The sequence below is a fragment of the Yoonia sp. R2-816 genome, assembly GCF_046762905.1.
Lineage (GTDB): Bacteria > Pseudomonadota > Alphaproteobacteria > Rhodobacterales > Rhodobacteraceae > Yoonia.
In genome coordinates, this window is sequence record NZ_JBKQXN010000182.1 from 152,509 (window position 1) to 167,088 (window position 14,580).

At 56.5% G+C, this 14,580-nt stretch carries 13 protein-coding genes; 12 read left to right on the forward strand and 1 reads right to left on the reverse strand.

What is annotated here, in order from left to right:
- Positions 1-54 precede the first annotated feature (54 nt).
- Genes ACFWW2_RS08775 through ACFWW2_RS08790 form a run of 4 tightly spaced genes read left to right on the forward strand, consistent with a single transcriptional unit; the run spans position 55 to position 4,011 of the window.
- Positions 55-219: a hypothetical protein gene (locus tag ACFWW2_RS08775; protein WP_393927594.1), complete on the forward strand. Its 165-nt coding sequence runs from the start codon at positions 55-57 to the stop codon at positions 217-219.
- Positions 216-773 carry an RNA polymerase sigma factor gene (locus ACFWW2_RS08780; RefSeq protein ID WP_393927595.1) on the forward strand — a complete coding sequence of 186 codons (558 nt, stop codon included), beginning with the start codon at positions 216-218 and terminating at the stop codon, positions 771-773. The genes ACFWW2_RS08775 and ACFWW2_RS08780 overlap by 4 nt, the downstream gene beginning before the upstream one ends.
- Positions 770-2,473 carry a sensor histidine kinase gene (locus tag ACFWW2_RS08785; protein WP_393927596.1) on the forward strand — a complete coding sequence of 568 codons (1,704 nt, stop codon included), beginning with the start codon at positions 770-772 and terminating at the stop codon, positions 2,471-2,473. The genes ACFWW2_RS08780 and ACFWW2_RS08785 overlap by 4 nt, the downstream gene beginning before the upstream one ends.
- The gene (locus tag ACFWW2_RS08790; protein ID WP_393927597.1) at positions 2,473-4,011 is read left to right on the forward strand and encodes a phospholipase D family protein; all 1,539 of its coding nucleotides are present in this window, start codon (positions 2,473-2,475) and stop codon (positions 4,009-4,011) included. The genes ACFWW2_RS08785 and ACFWW2_RS08790 overlap by 1 nt, the downstream gene beginning before the upstream one ends.
- On the opposite strand, the gene ACFWW2_RS08795 is transcribed toward ACFWW2_RS08790, so the two are convergent.
- Positions 3,945-5,000: an AI-2E family transporter gene (locus ACFWW2_RS08795; protein ID WP_393927598.1), complete on the reverse strand. Its 1,056-nt coding sequence runs from the start codon at positions 4,998-5,000 to the stop codon at positions 3,945-3,947. The genes ACFWW2_RS08790 and ACFWW2_RS08795 overlap by 67 nt on opposite strands.
- A gap of 35 nt (positions 5,001-5,035) precedes the next feature.
- Between ACFWW2_RS08795 and ACFWW2_RS08800 the strand changes: the two genes are divergently transcribed.
- The 8 genes from ACFWW2_RS08800 to ACFWW2_RS08835 all read left to right on the forward strand — a co-directional run bounded on the left by ACFWW2_RS08800 (position 5,036) and on the right by ACFWW2_RS08835 (position 14,485).
- Positions 5,036-5,290: a hypothetical protein gene (locus ACFWW2_RS08800; protein WP_393927599.1), complete on the forward strand. Its 255-nt coding sequence runs from the start codon at positions 5,036-5,038 to the stop codon at positions 5,288-5,290.
- 544 nt (positions 5,291-5,834) lie between these two features.
- Positions 5,835-7,784 carry an acetate--CoA ligase gene (gene acs / locus ACFWW2_RS08805; RefSeq protein ID WP_393927764.1) on the forward strand — a complete coding sequence of 650 codons (1,950 nt, stop codon included), beginning with the start codon at positions 5,835-5,837 and terminating at the stop codon, positions 7,782-7,784.
- Positions 7,784-8,470 carry an adenylate kinase gene (locus ACFWW2_RS08810; RefSeq protein ID WP_393927600.1) on the forward strand — a complete coding sequence of 229 codons (687 nt, stop codon included), beginning with the start codon at positions 7,784-7,786 and terminating at the stop codon, positions 8,468-8,470. Before acs ends, ACFWW2_RS08810 begins: the two co-directional genes overlap by 1 nt.
- 63 nt (positions 8,471-8,533) lie before the next feature.
- The gene (locus tag ACFWW2_RS08815) at positions 8,534-8,812 is read left to right on the forward strand and encodes a DUF4212 domain-containing protein (protein ID WP_393927601.1); all 279 of its coding nucleotides are present in this window, start codon (positions 8,534-8,536) and stop codon (positions 8,810-8,812) included.
- Positions 8,813-8,815: 3 nt separating this feature from the next.
- Positions 8,816-10,615 (forward strand): sodium:solute symporter family protein, encoded by a 1,800-nt coding sequence (locus ACFWW2_RS08820; protein ID WP_393927602.1) that lies wholly within the window; start codon positions 8,816-8,818, stop codon positions 10,613-10,615.
- Positions 10,616-10,711: 96 nt separating this feature from the next.
- Positions 10,712-12,538 carry a DUF294 nucleotidyltransferase-like domain-containing protein gene (locus ACFWW2_RS08825; protein WP_393927603.1) on the forward strand — a complete coding sequence of 609 codons (1,827 nt, stop codon included), beginning with the start codon at positions 10,712-10,714 and terminating at the stop codon, positions 12,536-12,538.
- 26 nt (positions 12,539-12,564) lie between these two features.
- Positions 12,565-13,086, forward strand: coding sequence for a hypothetical protein (locus ACFWW2_RS08830; RefSeq protein WP_393927604.1), 522 nt, complete (start codon positions 12,565-12,567; stop codon positions 13,084-13,086).
- A gap of 1 nt (position 13,087) precedes the next feature.
- A complete protein-coding gene (locus ACFWW2_RS08835) occupies positions 13,088-14,485 on the forward strand; it encodes an exonuclease domain-containing protein (protein ID WP_393927605.1) in 1,398 nt (465 codons plus the stop codon).
- Positions 14,486-14,580 lie beyond the last annotated feature (95 nt).

Sequence of the window (14,580 nt, forward strand, 5' to 3'; positions counted from 1 at the left end):
TGGTTCGTTCCGTATCAGGCAGTGGTTTTTTCGTTCACGAGGCAAGGTAAGAGCATGGCAGGTCAAGACGATCCCAAAAAGGCAAAGATTGCCAAGTACATAGACGAAAACCTCAAGCAGGTGTTCTCTGACTTGGAAGGCGACGAAATGCCCACCCAAATCACCGATCTTCTTGCCGTTTTGCGTGCGCAGGACGACGAGCGCAAGATAAAAAAATGACTGCACCAGATCCAAGAGATGAGCTGGTCGATCACTTACCAGCACTGCGCGCATTTGCGATGAGCCTCACACGCAACCGTGCAACAGCAGATGATATGATGCAGGACACGGTGCTGAAAGCATGGTCAAACATCGATAAATTTACGCCAGGGACGAATATGCGGGCCTGGCTTTTTACAATTTTGCGCAACAATTTTTACACCTCTCGCCGCAAGTTGAACCGTGAAGTGGCGGATGTCGACGACGTGATGTCCGGCCAATTGTCAGTGAAGCCCGAACATGACGGGCGGCTTCAGATGATGGATTTCAAAGTCGCCTTCAATCAATTGCCCGACGAGCAGCGCGAAGCATTGATCCTTGTCGGCGCCTCCGGATTTTCCTACGAAGATGCAGGGGAAATGTGCGGGGTGGCGACAGGAACGATGAAAAGCAGGGTTAATCGCGGGCGTGCAAAACTGACCCAACTTCTCAAGCTCGAGGATGACGACACTCTTGAGTTGACCGATCAGGCCACGATGGCCGTTGTCAGCGGTTCGGGTTTTGCCACGAAATGAAAACCGGCTGGCTCAACAGCCTGCGTGTGCAGATTGTTCTGCTCATGACACTTGCCCTGTTCCCGCTTGGATCGGTCGCAATTTTTCAAACCAGCAGGGTCGCGGCAGAGGCTGAACGCAATGCGGATCTGGCGCTGCTGGCCCTGACGGAAAAGGCCGCGAAATCTGAAGAATTGATTATCCAACGTGCTCTCGGCGCCGCAGGCTTCTTTGCGATGGTGGCCGATGACTTCGTCGGAAACCCGGACAGATGTAAACGTGTTCTGTCTGAATTTGTCGAAAACGATGAGACTTTCAGCTTCATCGGAATCCTGCCACTTTCCGGGATCGTCACATGCTCTTCCGCCGACCGCAGCTACGATTTTTCCGGCGATCCGTTCTTTGCGGATGCTATGGCGGCCCGCGCACCGACGATTGTAGCAAATCCGGCGGCCCCGCTGAGCGGTCAATCTGTGTTCGTGATATCAGAGCCGTATCTGATTGATGATGTCTTTGCCGGCTTCATCTCGATTTCCATCCCAAATACCGGCCTGCAGGAGACGACAGAAGACTTGGCCGCACTTGGCCTGGAGGAGCTGATCACGTTCAATCAGAACGGCGAGATTCTCATGGCACGCTCTACGATTGCGGGCGCAGCGGCACAGTTGCCATCAGACCGGACACTGGCCGAGATGAAATCGGCGGTAAGCACCGTATTTCAGGCGGAAGACTCACGTGGCGACTTACACATCTATACAATCGTCCCTGTAGAAGGCAGCCCGGCGAGCGTTCTGGGCATCTGGCGGCGTGATGATGGGTTTGGCGGGCCTATTTCACTGCTGTTAAAGCCCGCCTTGTTTCCGGCGCTGATGTGGTTTGCGAGTATGGCTGTTGCGATGCTGTCGATCTACACGTTGGTTTTGCGCCACATTACCCGATTGCGCGCCGACATGGATGTTTTCGTCAAAAAGCGCTCGACGGATTCATTTGGGCGTCGGTTGTCGATGCCCAATGAAATGCAGGCCCTCTATGACAACTTTGCACAAATGACAGATGATATCCTGCGCGAAGAAGCCGGGATGGAGAATGCGTTGCGCGAGAAGAACGTACTGATCAAAGAAGTGCATCATCGGGTCAAGAACAACTTGCAACTGATATCGTCCATCATGAACATGCATATTCGCACCGCCGAAGAGGACGAGACCCGATCCGTGCTGCTACGGCTGCAGGATCGTGTCCTCAGCCTCGCCACGATCCACCGTGATCTTTATCAATCCCAGTACGGCGGCCTGGTGAATGCCGGCAATCTGGCAGATGAGATCATCGAAAAAGTCGTCGAAGTGGCAATGGAAGACAGCAATTCAATTGCGGTGAAAAAAGACATTGAAGCAGTCATGCTCTATCCCGATCAGGCGGTTCCTCTGTCCCTGTTGCTGTCGGAAGCGGCAACAAATGCAATGAAGTATCTGGGCAGCGCGGGGGGTGAAAAACCGTGGTTGGCCGTGTCCCTGACACAGGCCGACGGGACATGTACGCTGTCCATTGCCAACTCCGTCGGGCGAATGTCGGATGCTGAAAGTACCGGTCTTGGCGCGCAGTTAATCAATGCATTTGCGATCCAGTTGGGGGGCAAAATCGAAGTAAATGAAGCACCGGAAAGCTACACAATGACGATACCGTTCAAAGTCGAAGAGTTCGTGCCAGAAGCGCGAGATTTCTGATGGAGGACCCGCTGGATCGACACTTTGAGGTGTTGCTGACGGCGCAGGAAGCATATCCCGCCTTGGAGCGCGAATTTCTGGCAGCAAACACGGAAATCGCCGCAGGTTTCCGGATCTTCGATGTGACGACCAAACTGCGCTCCCCCGAGGCGTGTGAACTGGGCGAGACATGGTTCGACCTGATCGTTGCAACCCTCAATCGGGGTGTGCAAATTTCGATTGCCATCACCGATTTTGATCCTGTGGTCCGCCTCGAAAACCACCAATACACATGGCGATGCGTCAGACAGCTCCATGCCGCAGCCGAAGCGTCACGTCACCCTGAATTGCTCAGCGTCAGCGCGTCCATGCATCCGGCGCGTGTGGGGCTACTGCCCCGATTGCTGCTGTGGCCAAGATTGATCAAGGAAATCAACGCCGAACTGGCGGATGCGGCATTAGAGAATGATGCAGCCCGCGACGATTTTCTGAAGACGGCACCAAGGTTGCGCCCCATGTTGCGCATGACCAGCGATGGTTTGCGGGCACGCCGCTTTCCACCGCCCGCGCTGGTTCCTGCGACCCACCACCAGAAGCTCGCGGTGTTCGACAAACAGCGCCTTTACATCGGTGGGCTTGATCTGAACGACCGTCGATACGACACCCCAGCGCATCAGCAATCAGCCGATCAGACATGGCATGATGTGCAAGTGATCGTGGACGGACCGGTGGCTGAAGAGGCAGCGTCACATCTGGCCAGCTTTCAGGCGGTTACCAACGGCCGGAAACCAAACACCACAAAGCTGTTGCTGCGCACGCTTTCAGCGAGGCGCAAGCTGTCGCTACCGTTTATGTCGCCCAAGCCGGTTGTCGGTGAGCTCGCGGAACGGCACAAGCTTCAGATCGCCGAGACAGAAAATCTGGTCTATCTGGAAACACAGTTCTTTCGCGATCGCGACCTGGCAAACGAACTCGCCAGACGTGCGCAGGAAAAGCCGGGCCTGACCATGATCCTGATCCTGCCTGCAGCACCAGAGGATGTCGCGTTTAAGGATGAACCCGGCAGCGATGCAGCATATGGCGAGCATCTGCAGCGGGAATGCATCAAGATCGTCCAAGGCGCGTTCGGGCCACGCGCCTTTATCGGTTCGCCCGCCCAACCCAGACCAACCAATGACAAGGGCAGGGCGGCCCTGTTTGATGCGCCGCTCGTCTATCTGCATGCCAAAGTGTCCATATTCGATGATCAGTATGCGATGGTCGCATCCGCCAACCTCAATGGACGCAGTTTTGCGTGGGATACGGAGGCTGGGATTGGAACACAGTCAACCGCCGAAGTGGCGCAACTGAAATCGCGATGCTTTTCGCATTGGCTGGGGTCGGACGCAGACCCTGCCTGTTTTTCGGATCTAACCGCTTGCGAGGCGTGGTCGGCCCATGCCGCAAGAAATGCCCAGCTTGAACCAACAGAAAGGAAGGGCTTTCTGTTGCCTTACGCTATCGGTTCTTCCTCTGAACTCGCGCGCAATTTGCCGGGCGTCCCGGAAGAGATGGTCTGACCAGAAAGGCCCTTGAGCACCGACAGGCTCCAAACCAAGAGCGGGATGGCGATGATGCCACCGATGGGGCCCCATAACCACAGCCAGAAGACAAGCGACAGAAAGACCAGCAAGGGATTAACCGCCAGGCTTTTGCCCACAAGCGTTGGCGTGACAAACTGCGCCTCGGTCGCATTCAGGGTTAGATAGATCGCTGCAGGCAGAAAACTGGCCGCCCCGTCAAAAACAACGATCCCCGCGACCAGCAAGGTTGCGATCAGTACCGCCGGACCCAGGTAAAGCACAAAGTTAAGCGCAAAGGCCAAAACCCCCCACACAATCGGCGAGGGCATCCCGATCAACTGCATGATGATTGTGACCAAAACGCCGAAGCCCAGATTGATCATGCTGATGGTCAGCACATAGCGCGACACCTGCTTGGCGGCATATCGCAGATCGCTTTCGCCAAATGAAGCGAAGGACGCGCTGACCCAGTCATAGATACCGTTGCGCGCCATCAGAAAGAAATAAAGCGTACCGGTGAAAATCATGATCTGTGCAGCGAATTGCGGCGCCAGAAACAGGGCATCGGTCAGGGACGGCAAGGCGACAGGCCCACCCTCCTCTGTGTTGGGGCTCGCCTCGATTGCGGCTGCGACATCCTCGGTCATTTCTTCGATGCCCCGCATGATGCGCTTCAACTCATCAACGGTCGTGCGAAGTTCGTTCCATATGACAGGTGCGCGATCGATCACCTGGGTGACATAGGGCTCAATCAGCAGGATCAGCAAAAGGATTGAGAGCAGCGCGAGGGTCACCGACACAAATGCCGCCAGCGCTGCAGGGATGCGCATTCGATCCAGCAGGTCGGACAGGGGCGTCATGACAATACCAAGAAGGAGCGCAGTGATCACCGGCGCAAACAGATCCTTGGCGTACCGCAGGACGGTAAAAACAGCGATAGCAGTCAGCAATGTGATGCAAATACGCAAAGCGGATTGATTGGCCATAATTGGGCTCCTTCAACGCCTAACACGGTATTTGCTTGATTGGTTCCCCCGAAGATGGAACGAAAAGGCGATTTGCCAGTTATCACTTTGAAGCAAAGCAGAGGTTTTTTATGTCAGCACCTGAAACAAACGTCGAAACGCAAAAGAAACGTCACCGGGGGCCGTTGATTGGCATTCTCGCTGCGGTCTTGTTGGTTGCGGCCGTTTTTGTCGCCTTTCTTGCATGGACCGCTGATGATGTTGACACCACGGTACAGGATGGCGGCGCTTCGGCTGTTTCGGGCAACTGACGCTGTGCTGATCGGCCGCATAAAGTGCTTACATCAGAAATATGAGTAATAATGACAGGTATCGTTTAAGCGACTCCATGACTTGCGAGTAGTTGCCCAAAGCTGACTGATGCTCATAAAACGTAGGTTGTGACACGCTCGATTCGAGATAGCGAAGAAGTCATGTCTGCCGCTGTCATCCGCTCTCGCTCACAACTCAGCCGCGCGGGATAAAGCATCACGTGCCAAGTTGGCGACTTAAAAGCTGGGATGCGCTTTGGGCGCTAACGGCGAAATCCTTTCTCCAAGGTTAACAGACAAAAACGCTGATATTGCCTGTAGTTGAGGTCGCTTAGTGGTAGAGCTTTACACGACCCTCACAAACATGAAAAAAAATTTACCAAAAAAATGATTTAAGCCAATGGTTTAGTTTATGTGGGGGCCAGATGTCTCTATTACTCCTTTACAGGGCGTGGGGACGAACGGCTATCTTTGTGAAAGGGTGTCCCTTCGCCATCAGTTTGAGGAGGCTGACATGGACACCATCGAACAACCCGATAACGGAATGGCCCAGAGCTCCGGTGACGCAAAGGGCGCGGCGCGGACACCGCACGTGAATGCAGCACAGTATCAATCCATGTATCAGGCTTCGATTGCCGATCCTGATGCCTTTTGGGCAGAGCAGGGCAAGCGTCTGGATTGGATCAAGCCGTTCACGAAGGTCAGGAATGTCAATTTCGATCTCGGTAATGTTTCGATCAAATGGTTCGAAGATGGTGTGTTGAACGTGTCCGCCAACTGCATTGATCGCCACCTTGAAACGCGGGGCGATCAGACAGCGATTATCTGGGAACCTGACGATCCCAACGACAAGGCCCTGCACATCACCTACAAGGACCTGCATCGCAGCGTGTGCAAGATGGCCAATATCCTTGAAACGCTGGGCGTCAGGAAAGGCGACCGGGTTGTTATTTATCTGCCGATGATCCCCGAAGCCGCCTATGCCATGCTGGCTTGTGCCCGGATTGGCGCGATTCATTCCATTGTCTTCGCCGGCTTCTCGCCTGATGCGCTGGGTGCGCGGATTAATGGCTGCGATGCGAAGGTCGTGATCACGGCGGATGAGGCGCCGCGCGGCGGGCGTAAAACAGCGCTGAAGTCGAACACCGATGCGGCCCTTTTGCATTGCAGCGACAAGGTCAAATGCCTTGTCGTCAAGCGCACCGGCGGTCAGACCACATGGACAGACCGCGACTATGACTACAACGAAATGGCGCTTGAGGCGGATGATCACGCGGCCCCCGCCGAAATGAATGCCGAGGATCCGCTGTTTGTCCTTTATACCTCGGGCTCGACCGGGCAGCCAAAGGGCGTCGTCCATACATCGGGCGGATACCTGACCTACGCAGCGATGACCCATGAACTGGTGTTCGACTATCACGAGGGCGATGTCTTTTGGTGCACCGCGGATGTGGGTTGGGTCACGGGCCACAGTTATATTGTCTATGGTCCACTGGCCAATGGCGCGACCACAATCATGTTCGAAGGTGTTCCGACCTATCCAGACGCAGGTCGGTTCTGGGCTGTATGCGAAAAGTACAAGGTGAACCAGTTCTACACAGCCCCGACTGCGATCCGCGCCTTGATGGCGGCCGGTAATGATCCCGTGGAAGCTTACGATCTGTCTGACCTTCGTGTGCTCGGTACCGTCGGCGAGCCGATCAACCCTGAAGCGTGGAACTGGTACAACGATGTTGTGGGCAAAGGGAACTGCCCCATCGTCGACACCTGGTGGCAGACCGAAACGGGCGGGCATCTGCTGACGCCGCTGCCTGGCGCGACAGAGTTGAAACCGGGTTCTGCGCAGCAACCGTTCTTTGGTATTGTGCCCAAGGTGCTGGACCCGCAATCAGGCGAAGAGATTACCACGACCGAAGCAGAGGGCGTGCTGGTGTTGGCCGATAGCTGGCCGGGTCAGATGCGCACCGTATGGGGTGATCACGAGCGATTCGAAAAGACCTATTTCAGCGACTACAAGGGCTACTATTTCACTGGTGACGGCTGCCGCCGCGATGCGGATGGCGATTACTGGATCACCGGCCGTGTGGATGACGTTATCAATGTGTCAGGGCATCGGATGGGCACGGCAGAGGTCGAAAGCGCGCTGGTCGCCCATGCCAAAGTGGCCGAGGCCGCAGTCGTAGGTTACCCGCATCCCGTCAAAGGGCAAGGCATCTATGCCTATGTCACCTTGATGAACGGGCAGGAACCGTCGGAGGAACTGCGCAAGGAACTTGAAACATGGGTGCGGTCGGAAATCGGGCCGATTGCCAAGCCTGACCTGATTCAGTGGGCACCCGGTCTGCCAAAGACCCGTTCGGGCAAGATCATGCGCCGCATCCTACGCAAGATTGCCGAAGATGATTTTGGATCGCTTGGTGACACATCTACGCTGGCTGAACCCGCCGTCGTCGATGACCTGATCGAAAACCGCATGAACCGGGAGGACGCGTAATGGACGGCTCCCGGCAACCACAAACGCCGCCTGTTCTTATCCTGTTGGGGCCTCCGGGTGCTGGAAAAGGCACCCAGGCGCGGATGCTGGAAGAACAGTTCGGGCTCGTGCAGTTGTCCACCGGGGACTTGCTGCGCGCCGCAGTCGCTTCAGGCTCCGATGCGGGCAAGGCCGCCAAGGCCGTCATGGAAGCCGGTGATCTTGTCAGCGATGACATTGTCATATCCATCTTGCGCGACAGACTGTCGGCGCCCGACTGCACCAAAGGTGTGATCCTGGACGGGTTTCCGCGCACCACCGCACAAGCAGAGGCCCTGGACAAGATGCTGTCTGAGACCGATCAACAGATCGATGCGGCGATCCTGCTGGAAGTGGACGACGTGAAAATGGTCGTCCGCATCGCCGGGCGGTTCACCTGTGGGGCCTGCGGTGAGGGGTATCACGATACTTTCAAGACGCCCAGAATTGCAGACACCTGCGACAGCTGTGGTGCGCAGCAGATGACGCGTCGGGCGGATGACAATGCAAAAACGGTGATGTCACGCCTTGATGCATATCATGAGCAGACAGCCCCGCTGATCGCATACTATAAGGAGAAAGGCGTGCTGCGTCGCGTGGATGCAATGGGGGAGATTGCCGCGATAAAGGATGCCATTGGCGCACTCACCAAGAGTGTCGTGGCCTGAGGAGACGGGCCGGACGGTCAGCGTCCGTTCCCAAATTAGCCAATAAACAAGGAGGAGCGCCATATGGCGGATCAAACATCACAAACACGAGCGGCCCGGGACGGGGTAGGCTATTGGAAGGCCAATCTCAGGCTTATCATCATCAGTCTTGTCATATGGGCGCTGGTGTCCTTTGGGTTCGGCATTCTGCTGCGTCCGATGCTGGCGGGGATTGAGGTCGGCGGCACCGATCTTGGTTTCTGGTTTGCCCAGCAGGGGTCAATCCTCGTCTTTCTGGCTCTGATCTTTTTCTACGCCTGGCGGATGAACAAGCTCGACCGTGAATACGGTGTAGAGGAGTAACCAATGGACCAGTTTACAATAAACCTGTTGTTTGTAGGCGGTTCATTCGCGCTCTACATCGGCATTGCGATCTGGGCCCGTGCTGGGTCCACGTCAGAGTTTTATGCAGCCGGTCGCGGCGTGCATCCCGTCACCAACGGGATGGCAACGGCGGCCGACTGGATGTCGGCGGCCTCGTTCATCTCGATGGCGGGCCTGATTGCCTTTACGGGTTATGACAACTCGACCTTCCTTATGGGCTGGACCGGCGGCTATGTGTTGCTGGCGCTGCTTCTTGCGCCTTACCTGCGCAAGTTCGGCAAATTCACCGTGTCTGAATTCATCGGTGACCGGTTCTATTCCCAAACCGCGCGGCTTGTGGCGGTGATCTGTCTGATCGTGGCCTCGGTCACATATGTGATCGGCCAGATGACCGGTGTGGGCGTGGCCTTTGGGCGGTTCCTTGAGGTGTCGAACACCACAGGCCTGCTCATCGGTGCTTGCGTGGTCTTTGCCTATGCCGTCTTTGGCGGGATGAAGGGTGTGACCTATACCCAGGTGGCACAATACTGCGTGTTGATCACGGCCTATACGATCCCGGCTGTGTTCATCTCGCTGCAGCTGACTGGTACGCCGATCCCGGCGCTTGGTCTGTTCAGCGAAACAGCCGCGACAGGTGGTGAGGGCAGCGTGTATCTGTTGACCAAGCTCGACCAGATCGTGACAGATCTTGGCTTTGCCAGCTACACCGAGGCGCATAAAGACAACCTGAACATGGTGTTGTTTACCTTGTCGCTGATGATCGGTACGGCTGGTTTGCCTCACGTGATCATGCGCTTCTTCACCGTGCCAAAGGTGTCTGACGCGCGCTGGTCTGCAGGCTGGACGTTGATTTTCATCGCGCTTCTGTACCTCACAGCCCCGGCTGTTGGTGCAATGGCTCGCCTGAACATCACCGAACTGATGTGGCCGAATGGGACGAACGGCGATGCTGTGTCCGTTGAGACCATCGAAACTGATCCGACTTATGACTGGATGCTGACATGGCAGAAAACCGGTCTTCTTGATTGGGAAGACAAGAACGGTGACGGCCTGATCCAGTACTATAATGACGGTTCAGAAGCGATGGCTGAAAAGGCTGCGGCAAACGGCTGGGAAGGTAACGAGTTGACGAACTTCAACCGTGATATCCTGGTGCTGGCGAACCCGGAGATTGCCAACCTGCCTGGTTGGGTGATCGGTCTGGTTGCTGCCGGTGGTCTTGCCGCTGCCCTGTCCACTGCGGCGGGTCTGCTTCTGGCCATCTCGTCGGCAGTGTCGCATGACCTCGTCAAAGGGGCGATCAATCCCAACATCTCCGAAAAGGGCGAGCTCTTGTCAGCCCGGATTGCGATGGCGGTGGCGATTGTCGTGGCGACGTGGCTGGGTCTCAACCCGCCTGGATTTGCGGCGCAAACAGTGGCTCTGGCCTTTGGTCTGGCTGCAGCGTCAATCTTCCCGGCTTTGATGATGGGCATCTTCTCCACGCGCGTGAATAACGTCGGCGCTGTGTGTGGGATGCTGGCAGGTCTGATCTTCACCCTGCTTTACATCTTCCTGCACAAGGGTTGGTTCTTTGTTGCCGGCACCAATTCCTTCCCGGATACGGTTGATGGATCCCTCTTCGGTATCCAGTCCACTGCAATCGGGGCGGTGGGTGCGCTGATCAACTTCGGTGTGGCCTATGCTGTGTCGATGTCGACCAAAGACACACCGCAAGAGATCAAGGATCTGGTCGAAAGCGTACGTGTGCCATCTGGCGCAGGTGCAGCAGTCGATCACTAAACAAAATCGGGGCCAGCGGCATATATGTCGCTGGCCCCGCCCTTTGGGTTGATGCAAGCTGGGGCCTTGCGAACCTTCTGACCGCGGGACATCTGAATGACCGACGACGCCCTTTCTTTACTGAAAAACCTGCATCCTTATGACGCGCTGCCCGAAGCGGCGCTTCTTGCGCTGATTGACGCCGCCAAGCTGGTCAAGCTGCACAAGGGCGAAGATGTCTATCGCTTTGGCGAGCCTCTTGAGGGGCTTTACATCATCGAAAGCGGGCGTGTGTCTGTGCGCGATGAAGGCGGCACGCAAATCTCTGTCCTGCAACGTGAAAACTCCTTTGGTGAGCGTGGTCTTCTGAAAGAGGGGCTGGCCGCGACGTCTGCGTCAGCCGAAGAAAACAGCCGCCTGATCTGCATTCCACCCGATATGTTCCATAAACTGCGCGCGGATCATGAACCGGTGCGTCAGTTTTTTGACCGCCATCCATCCGATGCTGTGAAACAGTCACTCAACCGTTTTGATCTGGCCAGCGTGCAAGTCGAAACGCTGATGGTACGCGATCCCCTGACATGCACCCCAACTGAGGCCATTCAGAGGGCCGCCCAACGGATGCAGGCGCATCGTATCTCGTGCCTGTGCGTGGTGGAACAGGATAAACTGGTCGGCATCGTCACCCTGCGCGACCTGTCGGGAAAGGCGCTGGCGCAAGGGCTGGCCCATGATACCGCCGTCAGCGCGGTCATGACACCCGATCCCCGTGTGTTGCCGCCATCGGCCATCGGTTCAGATGTGCTGCATCTGATGATGGAACATAAGCTGGGCCATCTGCCTATTGTCTTGGCGGGCAAGCTGGTTGGCATCGTCACGCAAACCGATTTGACCCGGTTTCAGGCGTCAAATACGGCAGTGTTTGTGGGCGACGCTGCCAAGGCTGATACCGTGGCCGGTCTGGCGGCGGTAACACAGCGTATCCCGAACCTGCTGGTCCAACTGGTGGCAGCGGGCAATCGCCATGATGTCGTGACCCGGATGATCACGGACATTGCCGATGTGGTGACACGTCGTCTGTTAGGTCTGGCCGAAGAGAAGTTTGGCCCGCCACCGGCGCGCTATGTCTGGCTGGCCTGTGGTTCTCAGGGACGGCAGGAACAAACCGGCGTATCGGATCAGGACAATTGCCTGATCCTCGAAGACGACCTGAGCGAGGCGGCACTCGCCTATTTCGAACCCTTCGCCCAGTTTGTCAGTGATGGGCTGAATGCCTGCGGCTATGTCTATTGCCCGGGGGATATGATGGCCACCAACCCCCGCTGGCGGCAGCCCCTATCAGTGTGGCGGGAATATTTCGACTGGTGGATCAAAAACCCAAGCAAAGAGGCGCAGATGCTGGCCTCTGTCATGTTTGACCTGCGGCCAATCGGTGGAGATTTTTCGCTGTTCGATGGATTGCAGGCCGAAACGTTGGCTGCGGCATCGGCCAATTCAATCTTTACCGCACATATGGCCACAAACGCGTTGACCCACGCGACACCGCTGGGGTTGCTGAAGGGATTGGCGACCATCCGGTCCGGTGAAAATCGCAATACCATTGACATGAAACTTAACGGGGTGGTGCCGGTCGTTGATCTGGGCCGGATGTACGCGCTTATGGGCAATCTTGATGCGGTGAATACGCGGGCGCGGCTGCGGGCCGCGATTGATACCAGCGTTATCAGCAAAAGCGGCGGGCGCGATCTGCTCGACGCTTATGATCTGGTGGCCCAGACCCGGTTGGAGCATCAGGCCGGACTGATCAAGGATGGCAAATCACCGGATAACTTTCTGCCCCCTGCCAAACTGTCTGCCTTTGAACGCAGCCATCTGCGCGACGCCTTTGTGGTCATCAAGACAATGCAATCTGCCTTGATGCAAGGACGGGGTGTTTTGGGCTAGACTGAACGAAAGAAGAGGGAAGCCTGATGTTATTTGAACTGATCGGCACAATCGTGGCCGGTGCGGCTGTGGCACTGCTTGTCTGGGCGCTGAACCGGACATTGAAGGGCCGTTTGCCCAAATGGCTGATACCTGCCTCAGCGGGGGCCGCGATGCTGCTTGCCACGATCTCCAGCGAATATAGCTGGTTTGATCGCACCGCAGCGACGATGCCCGAGGGGATGGTTGTCGCACAGGCAATCGAGGAAAAGGCGTTCTATCGCCCCTGGACCTATGCCGCACCGTTTGTATCGCGCTTTGTCGCCGTCGATCAGGCCACCACACGCACGCACCCTAACCAGCCTGACCAGCGGCTCGTCGACCTGGTCTTTTACGGCCGCTGGGCGCGGACAGCCAAGGTACCGATGCTCTTTGATTGCGCAAATGCCAGACGCGCGGATGTGCTTGACGGGATAGACTTTGGCGCGGATGGCACCGTCTTGAATGCGGATTGGCGGAATGTGGACGCGACCGATCCGATCCTGATCAAGGCGTGCGAGGATTTGTGACATGAAAGACCTCAGCCTCAGACTCAGAGTATTCCTGTTCTTCTGTCTGATCGGCTTTGGTGGGCTGCTGGTCGTTGTCCTGGCGTTATGGCTGGGATTTCGACAACTGGATGATCCTGACGCTATGTCGGCATTCGTGACTATTGGTATCGTGTCAGCCTTTGGTCTGATCGCGCTCGCGGCCTTTGTCTGGCTGCTCTTCGATGAAAACGTCAGCAAACCGATTGAGGCGTTGGCGGCGCAGTTTCGTGTCCGCGCAGATGCCGACATCGACACAGCCATTGACGCGCAAACGGCAAAATATCTTGGCGATCTGGCCCCGGCGGCAACAGCGATCAATCGCAAGCTGGGCAAGATGTCTCAGACCATCACAGAAACCGTGGCGCAAAAAACCGCCCGGCTGGAACGGCAGCGCCAGCAACTTTTGCGGATACTGTCCGACGTGCCCATCGCGGTGATCGTGGCATCGCATGACCATCAAATCGTGCTCTATGATGGGCAGGCCGCCGACCTGATGGAGCGCGAGGCACCCGCCCGGCTGAACTGTTCGGTGTTTGATTATCTTGATGAAGCGACCGTGCGCGAACTGCTGTCAAAGATGAGTGAAAAGAAACAGGTGCGGCGCGAGGCCACCATCAAGGGCAAATCCGGGGCGGTCTATACAGGTCACATTCGCCTGTTCGACAAAGACGGCGGTTACACCTTGATGCTTGAACCGCTCGCCCCTGATGCTTCACGTCCGCTCGTCTATGATTTTGATCTGCTGGACAAAGAACGCCCGGGCGACCCAAATGAGGCCGCGTTGCGTGACCTGACCTTTGTTGTGTTCGACAGCGAAACCACCGGGCTGAACCCGGCAAAGGACGAGGTGGTGCAACTGGGCGCGGTCCGGATCGTAAACGGCAAGATCATCCATTCGGAGATTTTCAACGCATTGGTCAATCCCGGCATGCCGATTCCGCCGGGGTCAACCAAGGTTCACAGGATCACCGACAAGATGGTGGCGGATGCGCCCCGGTTTCCACCTGTGCGAGCGGATTTTCATGCGTTCGCCAAAGATGCGGTGATCGTGGCGCATAACGCTCCTTTCGACATGGCGTTTCTGCATCGTTATGCCAAGCAAACAGGCCTGCATTTCGAAAACCCGATCCTCGACACCGTGCATCTGTCGGCCATCGTTTTCGGCGGGTCTGCCGAACATACGCTGGATGCGCTTTGCGACCGGCTGGAGGTCGAGGTCCCTGTCGCATTGCGCCACACGGCGCTTGGCGATGCGATGGCCACGGCAGAGGCCTTTGTGGCCATGCTGCCCATACTCGAAGGGCGGGGCTTGCGGACCTTTGGTGCAATCAAGGCCGAGATGCAAAAACACGCGCGCATCCTCGCTGTTCAGGACTGATCCTGCGGGAAAAACAGCTTCGTTTTTTGCTAGCTTGGGGGTCGTCGCAGAAAGAAAGCGCTGGTCTTTCGACCAAAACGATGAACCCCGCATGA

Excerpts from the sequence above, each read along its gene's own strand:
- ACFWW2_RS08775 (WP_393927594.1), top strand. The coding sequence starts at position 55 with ATGGCAGGTCAAGACGATCCCAAAAAGGCAAAGATTGCCAAGTACATA.
- ACFWW2_RS08780 (WP_393927595.1), top strand. The coding sequence starts at position 216 with ATGACTGCACCAGATCCAAGAGATGAGCTGGTCGATCACTTACCAGCA.
- ACFWW2_RS08785 (WP_393927596.1), top strand. The coding sequence starts at position 770 with ATGAAAACCGGCTGGCTCAACAGCCTGCGTGTGCAGATTGTTCTGCTC.
- ACFWW2_RS08790 (WP_393927597.1), top strand. The coding sequence starts at position 2,473 with ATGGAGGACCCGCTGGATCGACACTTTGAGGTGTTGCTGACGGCGCAG.
- ACFWW2_RS08795 (WP_393927598.1), bottom strand. The coding sequence starts at position 5,000 with ATGGCCAATCAATCCGCTTTGCGTATTTGCATCACATTGCTGACTGCT.
- acs (WP_393927764.1), top strand. The coding sequence starts at position 5,835 with ATGGCCCAGAGCTCCGGTGACGCAAAGGGCGCGGCGCGGACACCGCAC.
- ACFWW2_RS08810 (WP_393927600.1), top strand. The coding sequence starts at position 7,784 with ATGGACGGCTCCCGGCAACCACAAACGCCGCCTGTTCTTATCCTGTTG.
- ACFWW2_RS08815 (WP_393927601.1), top strand. The coding sequence starts at position 8,534 with ATGGCGGATCAAACATCACAAACACGAGCGGCCCGGGACGGGGTAGGC.
- ACFWW2_RS08820 (WP_393927602.1), top strand. The coding sequence starts at position 8,816 with ATGGACCAGTTTACAATAAACCTGTTGTTTGTAGGCGGTTCATTCGCG.
- ACFWW2_RS08825 (WP_393927603.1), top strand. The coding sequence starts at position 10,712 with ATGACCGACGACGCCCTTTCTTTACTGAAAAACCTGCATCCTTATGAC.
- ACFWW2_RS08830 (WP_393927604.1), top strand. The coding sequence starts at position 12,565 with ATGTTATTTGAACTGATCGGCACAATCGTGGCCGGTGCGGCTGTGGCA.
- ACFWW2_RS08835 (WP_393927605.1), top strand. The coding sequence starts at position 13,088 with ATGAAAGACCTCAGCCTCAGACTCAGAGTATTCCTGTTCTTCTGTCTG.